The 13,015-nt window shown below is 38.6% G+C and carries 13 protein-coding genes and 1 riboswitch; of the genes, 12 read left to right on the plus strand and 1 reads right to left on the minus strand.

All coding sequences use genetic code 11. The annotated features are described in order from the left end of the window. Positions 1-52 precede the first annotated feature (52 nt). The 12 genes from HMPREF2988_RS11650 (at position 53) to HMPREF2988_RS11705 (ending at position 12,604) form a co-directional block, all read left to right on the plus strand. A complete protein-coding gene (locus HMPREF2988_RS11650) occupies positions 53-2,158 on the plus strand; it encodes a cell division site-positioning protein MapZ family protein (RefSeq protein ID WP_070770725.1) in 2,106 nt (701 codons plus the stop codon). A 281-nt stretch (positions 2,159-2,439) separates the two neighbouring features. Further along, positions 2,440-3,303 (plus strand): virulence factor B family protein, encoded by an 864-nt coding sequence (locus HMPREF2988_RS11655; RefSeq protein ID WP_002290150.1) that lies wholly within the window; start codon positions 2,440-2,442, stop codon positions 3,301-3,303. 104 nt (positions 3,304-3,407) lie between these two features. Then, complete coding sequence (locus HMPREF2988_RS11660) at positions 3,408-3,881, plus strand: ferric iron uptake transcriptional regulator (protein ID WP_002290152.1); 474 nt, start codon at positions 3,408-3,410, stop codon at positions 3,879-3,881. Positions 3,882-3,976: 95 nt separating this feature from the next. Continuing rightward, a complete protein-coding gene (gene xerD / locus HMPREF2988_RS11665) occupies positions 3,977-4,864 on the plus strand; it encodes a site-specific tyrosine recombinase XerD (RefSeq protein WP_010732791.1) in 888 nt (295 codons plus the stop codon). A gap of 18 nt (positions 4,865-4,882) precedes the next feature. Continuing rightward, positions 4,883-5,254, plus strand: coding sequence for a GNAT family N-acetyltransferase (locus HMPREF2988_RS11670; RefSeq protein ID WP_002290158.1), 372 nt, complete (start codon positions 4,883-4,885; stop codon positions 5,252-5,254). Continuing rightward, positions 5,251-6,021, plus strand: a complete 771-nt coding sequence (locus tag HMPREF2988_RS11675) for a segregation/condensation protein A (protein WP_277885141.1) — start codon at positions 5,251-5,253, stop codon at positions 6,019-6,021. The genes HMPREF2988_RS11670 and HMPREF2988_RS11675 overlap by 4 nt, the downstream gene beginning before the upstream one ends. Then, complete coding sequence (scpB, locus tag HMPREF2988_RS11680) at positions 6,005-6,580, plus strand: SMC-Scp complex subunit ScpB (protein WP_070770706.1); 576 nt, start codon at positions 6,005-6,007, stop codon at positions 6,578-6,580. Before HMPREF2988_RS11675 ends, scpB begins: the two co-directional genes overlap by 17 nt. Beyond that, on the plus strand, positions 6,581-7,297 hold the full coding sequence (locus HMPREF2988_RS11685) for a pseudouridine synthase (protein ID WP_002313886.1): 717 nt from the start codon (positions 6,581-6,583) through the stop codon (positions 7,295-7,297). Between the two features lie 81 nt (positions 7,298-7,378). Beyond that, positions 7,379-7,503, plus strand: a riboswitch (FMN riboswitch). A 123-nt stretch (positions 7,504-7,626) separates the two neighbouring features. Then, on the plus strand, positions 7,627-8,238 hold the full coding sequence (locus HMPREF2988_RS11690; protein WP_002290166.1) for an ECF transporter S component: 612 nt from the start codon (positions 7,627-7,629) through the stop codon (positions 8,236-8,238). Between the two features lie 377 nt (positions 8,239-8,615). Continuing rightward, positions 8,616-10,139: a YfcC family protein gene (locus HMPREF2988_RS11695; protein WP_002290168.1), complete on the plus strand. Its 1,524-nt coding sequence runs from the start codon at positions 8,616-8,618 to the stop codon at positions 10,137-10,139. A 232-nt stretch (positions 10,140-10,371) separates the two neighbouring features. Continuing rightward, the gene (locus tag HMPREF2988_RS11700) at positions 10,372-11,712 is read left to right on the plus strand and encodes a M20 family metallopeptidase (RefSeq protein ID WP_002315221.1); all 1,341 of its coding nucleotides are present in this window, start codon (positions 10,372-10,374) and stop codon (positions 11,710-11,712) included. Positions 11,713-11,866: 154 nt separating this feature from the next. After that, positions 11,867-12,604: an alpha/beta hydrolase gene (locus HMPREF2988_RS11705; protein WP_024634660.1), complete on the plus strand. Its 738-nt coding sequence runs from the start codon at positions 11,867-11,869 to the stop codon at positions 12,602-12,604. 162 nt (positions 12,605-12,766) lie between these two features. Here the strand turns inward: HMPREF2988_RS11705 and HMPREF2988_RS11710 are convergent, their stop codons facing one another. Continuing rightward, positions 12,767-12,988, minus strand: a complete 222-nt coding sequence (locus tag HMPREF2988_RS11710; RefSeq protein ID WP_002290171.1) for a ferredoxin — start codon at positions 12,986-12,988, stop codon at positions 12,767-12,769. Positions 12,989-13,015: the final 27 nt, after the last annotated feature.

The raw sequence follows: 13,015 nt of genomic DNA on the forward strand, positions 1-13,015 counted from the left end.
ATGATAGATTAAATGGTAGCGTAAACCTAGTAAAGGAGCCGATCGCTAAGTGATGAAAAAATGTCCAAATTGCGGATCGAAAAAAATGGATGAGAACAATATCTGTCCAGACTGCGGTCATCAACTAACTGCAGAAGATCAGCAAACAAAAGAAACAATCGAAGAAATAAATGCAGATGAAACTATGCAGGATAAATCAACTGAAGACGCAGTCTTTCCTGATACAGAATTAAACGATCCAATCGAATGGTCGGAATTGAAAGATCTACCTCTCGAATCCGTGATGGAATTATTCGAAAAAACAGAACCAGAAGACGATGTATCATCTACTCACGATAAAGTAGCCAATAAAGAAAAAAGGGAACAGAAGAAAGCGACTGTTCGTGAGACTTCGGAAAAATCAGGAAAGAATCAAGAAGAAACCCTTGAATCAAAACAAAAAAGAAGAGTAGCTGAACTAAAAGAAATCGTCGATAATGAGGAAGAAAATTCGATACTATCCGCCTATATCAAAGCACATCGTGAAGATACAAAGGAAGAGCACGCGGAAGAGCTGCTCAAAATGATCAGTGAAAAAATTGCACAGGAAAACAAAGTAGAACCAGAACATGAAGCTGAAAAAGACGCTGAAAAAGACATTAGAGGAGTAAACGCTGCAGGTAAAGAATCAGTAAAAACGAATGATCTAAAAACGGATATCCCGGAAAAAACTGAAACATTGTCTGAAAAACAATCAGAAGACGAGAAATCGAATGGGTTGCCGGAAGCAGAGAAAAGAGAAATGCTCGAAAAAGCAGACAAGAAATCAACAGAGTCGGATGGAATAAATAATGAAGCCGATGCTGAAAGTCAATCTGCAAGTGAAGATAGCACTGTTCTTGAAGCTAAAATAGAAAAAGAAGAGAACCAGCCTGAGCTGATTGAAGCAGAAACAGAACCAATAACAATCGTGCCAAATACTGAAAAAACGCCTCAAGAATCAAACCTAGAAAAAAAAGATCTAGATAAGACACAAAAGAAAAAATCAAAAAAAGTGCCTTATCTCGCTTTAGCAGCGGTTCTTCTACTAGGTGGGGGAGGCTGGGCTTATTATGACCATCATCAAAAAGTAGAAGCCGAAGTAGCAGCAGAAGCAAAAAGACAGCAACAAATGGAAGACCTTCATGGGAAACTTGCTGCCTTTTATACAGATGATCACCATCAATTTATTCGTGCAGATATGATTCATCAAGATCTATCAAAACTAAAAAATGATTTATCAAGTCTTAAGAATGAAAAAGGATATTCAGCGTTAGAAACAACTTATCAAGATATCCAATCTAAGATCCAAGATATCCAGAAAGTGAATGAATGGTTCGTAGCACCTGTGATCGTCGATGATCATCTAGCAGATGACATCAAGTTGAAAGCAGATAAAGAGATACAAACGATCGAAACGGATAACACAGATTTTGGAAAATTGATTCAACAAGCACAAACAGAAGCTAAAAATCAATATGCTGAATTGCAAACAGCTAAAGAAAAAACAGCTATAGTCTTTAAAGACGGAAAAGTAGTGGGTTCAGCGACACGCGACCAATACAAGACGGCAAAAGAAGCAGTAGAAAAGGTGAAAAATACAGATCTATCTGCTCAGTTGAATGAACAATTGAAACAAGTAGACAAGATGCTCACTGATAAAGAGAAAAAAGAAGAAGAGGAAAAGAAAAAAGCAGAAGAAGCGAAAAAAGCAGCTGAAGAACAAGCAAAACAAGCTGCTCAAGCAGCAGCTACAGCTCAAGCCGCTCAACAAGCTGCGGTCGCACAAGCAGCACAGCAAGAAGCGGCATCCTCGACTCCTTCCTCTTCAAACTCAGCGAATCAGCCAATCAAATCTGCCAGAGCAAGTGATATTGCCGATGCATCTAATCCAGCATGGACGTGGGCACCAGGTGTCCAAAGCAAAGTGATTGCTACATGTATCCAACGTGGATATATTGTTGAAGGAGGTTACAGATTAGAAAAAGCCAGAATCGAAAATGGGGAAGGCTATTACAATCTATATGCCACTTCAACAAAATCTGCATTGATGAAAGGCATTGGAGAAAGTGCTTTGCCATTTTATATCGTAACGATCAACTGTAAAACTGGGTGGTTCGGAGGAAATGGGAGCAATTAGTTTTAGCTAAACGAAAGAGGTTGTGAGCCTGCCGTTTCACTCTGAGTCACAAGGAACAATTTCAAAAAACAGCTTCTCATGTTTGATGAATAGTGTGACTTGAAACCGAGGAGTTGGCAGGTAAACACCGTTTATTCAAAAAAGGGGAGTATGACACAACTGTTGTCATACTCCTTTTTTCACCTTTCCAAAGCAAGGCTCAGCTATTCAAGTAGATAACATTATGTTATGATAGCAAAGAAATGTATTAAGAAAACCTTTCACTATAGAGGGAGAAAAAAATGAACGATTTATTAGCAACTATATTTACAGGTATTATTATTGATGAAAATGAAAAAAATTACTTTGTCCAAAAAAATGGGCAAACCTTTGGCTTAAGCAAATCAGAAGGCGAGCACAAAATCGGTGAGGCAGTGGAAGGATTCGGCTACCAAAATCAAAAACATGAAAACCGGATCACTACACAAATTCCAAAAAGTCGCATCGGTCACTATGCATTTGGGATCGTTACTGCTACACGAAAAGATTTAGGCGCATTTGTCGATATCGGTCTTCCAGATAAAGACTTTGTCGTATCTCTTGATGAATTACCGACCATGACAGAGCTGTGGCCTAAAAAGGGAGATCGTTTGATGATTTCCCTTAGAGTTGATGCAAAGGATCGTGTTTGGGGTAGTTTAGCAGACGAAAAAATATTCAAATCTTTAAGCAAGTATGGAACAGAAGAAATGAAAAACAAAGATGTTATAGGAACAGCCTACCGTTTGAAATTAACAGGTACGTATGTTTTGACTGAAGATTTCTATCTTGGGTTTATCCATCCTTCTGAACGATATAACGAACCTCGACTAGGCGAGCAGGTAAAAGGGCGTGTGATCGGTGTCCGACCAGATGGTGTACTGAATCTTTCATTGAAACCAAGAGCGTATGAGGCAATATCAGATGATGCACAAATGATTTTAACCATTTTAGAACGTTCTGCAGATCAGCAAATCAACTTTACAGATAAATCAGATCCAGAAGACATCATGAAAGCTTTCGGCATCAGCAAAGGTGCTTTTAAGCGAGCATTAGGCAATCTTTTGAAACAAGGACTGATTAAACAAGAAAACGGTGTGACAAAATTAGTCAAAAAATCTAATTGAGAATCCCTTGCATGTTTTTCTTAACTAGCTTATAATAATTTTAATTAACACAGTGTTATTGTTTTTCTAAATTGTAATTATTATAAATTGTTGGGGTTGAGTAAATGGTCATGAATGCTATTTCGGCGATGAAAAAAACAAAACAGCAGCTACATGAATCGGGGTTCAAGCTGACACCGCAAAGAGAAGCTACCCTGCTTGTGCTTTTGGAGAATGAGAAAGAGCATTTGTCTGCAGAAGAGATCTTCTTTTTAGTGAAAAAAAAGAGTCCAGAAATTGGACTTGCTACTGTTTATCGAACCCTTGAAATCTTGACAGAATTAAAAATTGTCGATAAAGTAAGTTTTAATGATGGATTAGCCCGTTATGATTTGAGAAAAGAAGGCGCCAAACATTTCCATCATCATTTACTATGCTTGAACTGCGGCACGATCGAGGAAGTAGAAGAGGATCTTTTACTTGAAGTGGAGCAAGTAGTAGAAGAACGTTATCATTTTTTAGTAAAAGATCATCGGCTGACGTTCCATGGAATCTGTCAGGAATGTTATGAAAAAGAAAAAAGAAACCAGTCCGTCTGAGTGTCTAGACGGCTTTTTCTTTGCTCAGATTATGGAAAAAGACTATCAGAATGAAGCGGTATCTGATATGATAGAGAGGCATGAGGGGGATTATTATGAAAGAGCAAATCAACGATTATCTCCACTACTTGAATATTGAACGGGGATTATCCGCCAATACACGTCAAAGCTATGAACGTGATTTGGAACAATACTTGCATTTTCTAGAAGAGCAGAAAGTTGCTTCATGGCAAGATGTCGATCGTTTTTTAGTCATCCGTTTTCTGGAAAAACTGCATGAAGAAAAAAAAGCGACAGCAACCGTTACGCGTATGATCTCAAGCCTCAGAAGATTCCATCAGTTTTTACGACAAGAACGTATCACGGATCATGATCCAATGCAGCATATCGATACGCCAAAGAAAGCGCAGAAATTACCAAGTACATTGACGCTGGCAGAAGTAGAAAAGCTGATTGAAGCACCTGATACGACAAAAACGTTAGGGATAAGGGATCGTGCAATCTTAGAAGTCATGTATGCTACTGGGATGCGCGTCAGTGAATTGATTGGATTGAAATTGGGAGATCTTCATCTTTCTCTTGGGCTGGTACAGACAGTCGGTAAAGGAGATAAAGAGCGGATTATTCCTTTAGGTGATTATGCGATTCAATGGCTGGAACGCTACTTAGACGAAGCACGTCCGTTACTTGTAAAGGACGCATCTGAAATGCATGTATTTGTCAATAATCATGGAAAAGGTCTTTCCCGGCAAGGAATCTGGAAAAATCTGAAACAGCTAGTAAGAGAGGCTGGGATTTACAAAGAAGTAACGCCGCATACGCTACGGCACAGCTTCGCCACCCATTTGCTAGAAAACGGAGCAGATTTGCGGACAGTACAGGAATTGTTAGGTCACGCGGATATCTCTACGACACAGATTTATACACATATCACGAAAAAAAGGATGACAGATGTTTATAAGCAGCATTTTCCAAGGGCTTAGTCATAGGAAGGTGAGAAGATGTTAACACATTACCGAAAAGAAAACCGTAAAATTGCTATGGGACTGTTGAGTTTCCATAAGAAGCTGACAGGTAAGTCTTCTTTGTTGAAGGAGATAGATACGTACGAATCTGAAGATGATTATGAACTTTTTTTCTTTACGCCGGAAGGTTCGACCAACATTCAAGGAATCATTGGTGTTTATTGGGCAACGAACGATCAGCTGATTATCCATGACATTTCTTTGAATCCATCTTATCGCGGTGAGAACATGGGCTTCCAAATGTTAGATGAATTACAAGAAAAGTATCCGGATGTCTCCATCCGTGCAACTGAAATCACAGAGCCTTATATTGGAAAGTGGCTAGCAAAGAAAAAGAAGAAAGAGTGAATGAGTTGACGGAGATCAATATTAAATTAGATGTATTCGAGGGACCTCTCGATCTGCTGCTTCATCTGATTCAGCAAATGGAAATCGATATATATGATATACCAATCGCTACGATCACGGAGCAATATATGAATTATATCCATACAATGAAAACACTAGAGCTAGCTGTTGCAGGAGAATACCTAGTGATGGCTGCTACATTGATGGCAATCAAAAGTAAGACGTTGCTCCCTATCCAAGAGTTTGTTACAGATGATGAAGAACTATGGGAAGAAGATCCTCGAGAAGAATTGGTCACTCAGCTTTTAGAATACCGTAAGTATAAGTATGCGGCTGAAAAATTAACAGAAAAAGCAGAGGAACGAAGTCTTTATTACACAAAAGACCCTATGAACATCGATGGATTGGCGGATGTTGAAAAGCCGTTGAAGCGAGGACAAGTTAAAAAAATCGATCTGATCCGTGCCATGCAGAAAATTTTGGAACGTAAGAAATTTTCTCAAAAAGTGGAAAAAACGATTACGCCGGATGATACAACGATCGAAGAACGAATGATCTTTATAGAAGAGCGTATAAAAAGAAATACGCATGGCTGTACCTTCGACTCTTTTTTTGAGTCGCCTTCCAAAAGTGAAGTCGTCACTACTTTTATGGCTTTGCTAGAGTTGATGAAAAAAGGACAGATTATTGCGCAACAAAAAGAAAACTATGAATCAATTATGCTTTATCCAGCAGTAGGAGATACCGAACATGACGAAATTAAGTGAACTTGAAGCCCTTCTTTTTATTGTTGGCGAGGAAGGAATCAGTAATGAAGAATTAAGCGGACTGTTGAATCTCAGTGAAGCAGAAGTCGCAAATTTAATGAAAGAATTAAAAGACTCTTACGCTCAAAACCCGCACTCAGCTTTGCATATTTTTGAAACGGAAAGCCATTATGTATTAACGACTAAAAAAGAGCTAGCGCCATTGCTCAAGCGATATGCACAAGGAACATCGAACACGTTATCTCAAGCCGCTGTCGAGACTTTAGCAATCATTGCCTATAAACAACCGATCACACGAGCTGAGATCGAGCAGATTCGAGGCGTTCAGGTTTCAGGAGCGGTACAGCGTCTGGCTGCTCATAAACTGATTGAAGAAAAAGGCAGAGTAGAAGGACCAGGTCGCCCGATATTATATGGAACAACTGGTTACTTCTTGGATTATTTTGGGCTGAAATCATTAGAGGAACTGCCTGATACACAAGAAATGGAAATTTCACTTGAAGAAGATGTGTCACCAGATCTATTCTTTGATGGAATGAATAAAGGAGAACAATTGTAAATGGAGAGATTACAAAAAGTAATTGCCCACGCTGGCATCACTTCTCGTCGAAAAGCAGAAGAATTTATCCTTGCAGGACGTGTAAAAGTAAACGGACAAGTTGTAAGAGAATTAGGGATAAAAGTTGGAAAACATGACACTGTGGAAGTGGATGAAGTGCCAATTTATCAAGAAGAATACGGTTATTATTTATTGTACAAACCTAAAGGAGTCATTTCTGCTGTAGCAGATGACAAAGGAAGAAAAGTCGTTACGGACCTTCTGCCGATGGTAAAAGAACGAATTTACCCCGTAGGTCGACTGGACTACGATACTTCGGGCATCTTACTGCTGACAAATGATGGAGATTTTGCCCAGCGCCTGACACATCCAAAACATGAAGTGGATAAAGTTTATGTCGCAAAAGTAAAAGGGATTGCGACAAAATCGATGCTTGCACCTTTGGCGAAAGGAATAAAGATCGAAGGACGAAAAACGTCTCCAGCTAAATTCCAAATTTTATCAGTGGATCCTAAGACAAATCACAGTATCGTGGAATTGACGATCCACGAAGGACGGAATCATCAAGTGAAAAATATGCTTCAAGCAGTTGGGCTTCCTGTGCAAAAGTTAAAACGTGAAAAATACGGTGATTTGACATTACAAGGTTTACGCCCTGGGGATTATCGTGAATTGAACAAAAAAGAAGTCAGCAGCTTATTGAATCATTCAAAATAAACACTTACTTTTTATAAGCGTTAAATGTTGCGTTTTTTGAAGAGATATGTATAATGAACATGTAAACAAAAATTATATAAGGTTCGTCTTCAGGGGCAGGGTGAAATTCCCGACCGGTGGTTATAGTCCACGACCTATTTTGCAAAAAATAGCTGAATCGGTGAAATTCCGATACCGACAGTACAGTCTGGATAAAGAAGATAGGGCTTATTTGACGCACACTTGATCAAATAACTCTAACTCTATTTTCCCTGGAAAATAGAGTTTTTTCATTTGGAGAGAAACGTCAAAAAGTTCGCTGAAGAGGAGTCCTAACAGGAGGATTTCAAATGAAGAACACCCGTGTACAGAAAATGGTTGCAGTAGCGATGTTTGCTGCGATCGCGTTAGTTTTACAGTATTTTGCTTTTCCGATCATGCCGGCTTTTAGTTTTTTGAAGATTGATTTTAGTGATATCCCGGTATTGATCAGTATGTTCTTATTCGGTCCAGCGGCCGGAGTAGCAACAGCGTTCTTGCGTTCAGTATTACATCTGCTGACTACAGGTTTTTCTCCAGATAACCTAGTGGGAGACACAGCTAGTTTCTTATCAACAACGATCTTTACATTCCCGATTTATTACTTCTTTAGTGTAAAGAAACAGCATAAAGGAAGAAATAAATTTTTAGGTGTGATTACAGGAACGATTGCTCTGACTATTTTCATGAGTATCGCGAATTATTTCGTTATTACGCCTCTTTACTTAATGTTTTTAGGACTGAACGCGACACAGATGTTGGGGATGTCTTTAGCAAATTATGTATTGATTGGGATTGTTCCTTTCAACTTGATCAAAGGATTCATCGTGAGTGCTGTCTTTTTAGTGCTACATGCGCAACTTCTTCCATGGTTAAGTCGAAAACAACATCAGATGGAACAACGTCATACAGCAGTTAAATAAATGTCAAAAAGATCAAGAAATTTCTTGATCTTTTTTTTGGAAAAAAATACAATACATGCAATATTGTAAACGTTTTATTTGTTTGTTTTGAGTATTTTTTTTATTTATGCATAAAAATCAATTAGTTCTTTTGGAATGTGAAATCCTTCTCCTTTTAAAAGACGGAAATGTTTGTTTATATAAAAAAGGAAACGCTACAATGAAAATGAAGAAAGCTTTAAAAACCTAAGAAAAGGGGGAGAAAATAGGAAAAAACGAACTTTTTGAACAAAAGTTTTATAAAATGCGTGTTATTATTTTTGTTCTGATACTCTTTTTGATAAAATAACATTAGAGCCAAAAATGATGTCTCTAACGGAAAAGAAAGGAAGAAGAAGATGGAACAAACAAAGAAGAAAAAATTTCAAATGCCTTCAGCGTATACGGTCTTATTCATTATTATTGCAGTAATCGCTGTACTTACTTGGTTTATACCAGCTGGGCACTATAGTGTAGACGATGCAGGCAACATTGTCGCTGGATCATATGAACGAGTACAACAAAATCCTCAAGGGCTGTGGGATATTTTCATGGCGCCAATCAATGGGATGCTAGGTGTACCAGCGGGGGAGCTAACTAAAGAAACACCTGCTGCAATCCCAATCTCTTTCTTCATTTTAGTTGTTGGTGGATTTTTAGGTATTATCAACAAAACAGGCGCCCTAGATGCCGGAATCGCTTCAGTTGTGAAGAAATTCAAAGGAAAAGAAAAAATGCTTATTCCAGTATTGATGCTGTTATTTGCATTAGGCGGATCTACTTACGGAATGGCGGAAGAAACGATTCCGTTCTATGCTTTACTGATCCCAGTTATGATGGCAGTAGGCTTTGATACAGTGGTAGCAGTAGCCATCGTATTAGTAGGGTCTCAAGTAGGCTGTTTAGCTTCAACGGTCAATCCTTTCGCAACCGGCGTAGCTTCGCAAGCTGTTGGGATTTCGATGGGTGAAGGGATTGGTCTTCGATTCTTGATGTTCGTTATTTTGTTAGCTATTTCTATTGTATATGTGTATCGCTATGCATCAAAAATCGAAAAAGATCCAACAAAATCATTAGTATACAATCAACGTAAAGAAGATATGAAACATTTCGATATCGAAGCAATCGGTCGCCAAGAAGTAATCACGAAAAAACAAAAACATGTAAATGTATTGTTCTTCATTACTTTTGGTATCATGATCATCAGTTTGATTCCTTGGACAACCTTGAATGCGAATTTCACAATTTTTGAATCGTTGACAAACTGGTTAACAAATCTTCCGGTACTAGGAACTGTTTTAGGTAAAAGCATGCTTCCACTAGGTGACTGGTACTTCCCAGAAATTACTATGTTGTTCTTAGTCATGTCAATCGTCGTAGCAATCACGTATGGTATGAAAGAATCTGAATTCGTCTCTGAATTTTTAGCTGGTGCTTCTGACTTGATTGGTGTAGCTATCGTAGTAGCTGTTGCTCGTGGTATCCAAGTGGTTATGAACAACGGGTTGATTACAGACACTATCTTACACTGGGGCGAACAAGGATTAAGTTCATTATCTTCAAGCGTATTTATCATCATTACATTTATTTTCTATATTCCTATGTCATTCTTGATTCCTTCAACTTCTGGCTTAGCTGCTGCAACAATGGGAATCATGGGACCTATGGGTGAATTTGCCGGTGTAGGGAAGGATTTAGTTATCACTGCTTATCAATCTGCGTCTGGCTTAGTAAACTTGATTACGCCAACATCTGCTATCGTAATGGGTGCTGTAGCGATTGCTCGTTTCGATGTTTCAGTGTGGTGGAAATTTACTGGTAAATTAATTGCGATATTATTTGTAGCCATCTGTGTGATCCTAGGTGTAGCAGCAATGTTCTAAACCTAGACAAATACAGGTACAAGGTCTATCATAAGAGTGAAGAAACCGATATACGGCTATCAATAAGCACGTGGATAAGTCGATTGCTCCATTCAGTGAGTGTTTTTTCTTTCATCATTAAGAACATTCTGCTTGCTGATGGAGCAGGCTTAAAACGTCATTATTAGAGAAGAAGAGGTTGTGTCGGAGGCATTTGACATAACCCTTTTTAACATATTAGGAGGTTAAAATCATGAAACAATTTGTGACAGAACAACATCATGAACAAGCATTAGAATCATTGAGCGAATTGATCCGAATCCCTTCCGTACTAGATGAAGCAGATTCAGGGCAAGGACACCCCTTCGGTAAAAAAGTGATTGAAGCTTTGGACAAAGTATTGGAAATCAGTGAAAAGCTAGGATTTAGAACATTTAAAGATCCAGAAGGCTATTACGGTTATTCAGAGATTGGCTCAGGAGATGAATTATTCGGTATCTTGTGTCATATGGACGTTGTTCCGGCAGGCGACGAAAACAATTGGGAAACGAAACCATTCGATCCAACCGTAAAAGACGGCTGGTTAGTTGGTCGCGGCTCTCAAGATGACAAAGGTCCTTCCATTGCAGCAATGTATGCTGTAAAAGCTTTGATGGACGCTGGCGTGGAATTCAAAACACGTATTCGTTTTATCTTTGGTACAGATGAAGAAAATTTGTGGCGTTGTTTAGAAAAATATAACGAGAAAGAAGAAGGCATTACGCAAGGATTTGCGCCAGACGCTGAATTCCCTTTAATTTATGCGGAAAAAGGCTTACTACAAGCTTACTTGACAGGTCCTGGAACGAACGATTTTTCTGTAAAAGCTGGCGGAGCGCTGAATGTTGTTCCTGATGCAGCTCCTTATTCTGGTGAAAAGATTTCTGAAGTAAAAGAAGCATTGAAAAAACACGGATTCGATTTCGAAGAACAAGGCGAAGGAATCGTCGTTCTTGGTAAAAGTATCCACGCGAAAGATGCCGCACAAGGAGTGAATGCTATTTCTCGTCTGGCAATCGCTCTTTCAGAAGTATTCGATTTTGGCCCAATCAATTTCTTAGGAAAATTAGTTCAAGAAAATGCAACTGGTGAAGCAGTCGTGGGCAAGACAGAAGATGAACAATCTGGTGAGTTAACGATGAACTTTGCAAGTTTGGAAATCACACCAGAACAAACAAAAATCGGTGTAGATATGAGAATTCCTGTGACATTCAAAAAAGAGGATTTAGTAGCTAAATTAACTAAAACAGTAGAAAAATATGAGTTGTCTTATGAAGAGTTTGACTTCCTAGATTCATTATACGTGCCATTGGACAGTGAATTAGTGAAAAACCTATTGGGGACATATCGCGAGATTACTGGAGACATGACTGAACCATTTGTATCAGGTGGCGCTACGTTTGCCCGTACGATGAACCAGTGTGTGGCATTCGGTGCGATGTTCCCTGATACTCCTGACTTCATGCATCAGGCAAATGAACGATGGGAATTAAGCAGTATGTATAAAGCAATGGAAATTTATGCAGAAGCAGTGTATCGTTTGTGCGCTAAATAAAAAATAATCATATAAAAAAGGCGGATATTCGAATGGATATTCCGTCTTTTTTATTTGGTGCTGGAAAGTTTGCATTTTTCTCTTATTTTTTTTAAGGTATAATCATACTTGATTGAGAAGAAGGTATAAACTCAGATAGAAAAGGTGGGAGAAATTGAAAATATTTAGACGAATACTAATTAGCTTAGTCATTATTTTAGGATTACTTGGCGGAGGCGGTTATTACTATATACAGCAAAATACGTACGAACCATCTTCAGAAGCACAAAAGGTGGTAAAAGAAGGAAGAAACAAAGAAGATTACTTGTTTTTTGAAGGAGAGAAAAAGAATCAGGCAAAGTCTCCATTACTTATTTTTTATCCTGGTGCTCTCGTAGACCCAGAAAGTTATAGTATTTGGGCGCAAGATTTAGCAAAAAACGGCTACTCAGTTGCTATTGTCAAAATGCCACTTGATCTAGCAGTGATAGGTGGAAACAAAGCGGATAAGATCAAAGAAGATTTTCCAGATTCCGATTATGTGATCGGTGGTCACTCTTTAGGCGGTGTCATGGCAAGTCGATATGCGAATAAGAATCGTTCAGACAGTCATTTAAAAGGGGTATTCTTCATGGCAAGCTATCCCGATAAAAAAGGAACATTGAAAGAATCAGCTGTCCCAGTTTTATCCATTACAGCAACTAAAGATAAAGTATTGAATCAGAAAGCTTATGAAGAAGCCAAGCAGTACTTACCAGAAAGAACAGAGTATGTATCAATCAACGGCGGGAACCATGGAGGTTTTGGTAGCTATGGTGAGCAAAAAGGAGATGGAGAAGCAGAAATTTCTAACGCAGATCAGCAAACTGTGATTGTCAATACATTGGAAAACTGGCTGAAAAAGTTGAAATAACCGAAATGGGACCTATAGGGTCTATGAAAAAAACAAGTCAAATAAATAGATAGTAAATATAACCTTCAAAATAAGTCGGGATTTCACGGAACGGGAGAAACAGATCCCGGCTTATCTTTAAGTTTAGAAAATCTAGTATCCATTTTTAAAGCTTAGTTTGACTTACATTTTATTTTCTAATAAAATCGCCCGGACTGGACACTTCTGATACGCTTTTCTTACATACGCTTCTTCTTCCGGCATGACGAACTGTTGATGAGCCTCTGGTTCTTGGGCAAATAAAACGATTCCTTCTTCATCATAATCGAAAATATCCGGCGCTTCGATTTGGCAAAGACCGCATGCAATACAGCGTTCAGGTACAAGTTTACATAGTAGTGACATTTCTAACCATCCTAACTTAAGGAGAAT

Source organism: Enterococcus sp. HMSC061C05 (assembly GCF_001814765.1).
In the GTDB taxonomy this organism is placed as follows: domain Bacteria; phylum Bacillota; class Bacilli; order Lactobacillales; family Enterococcaceae; genus Enterococcus_B; species Enterococcus_B lactis.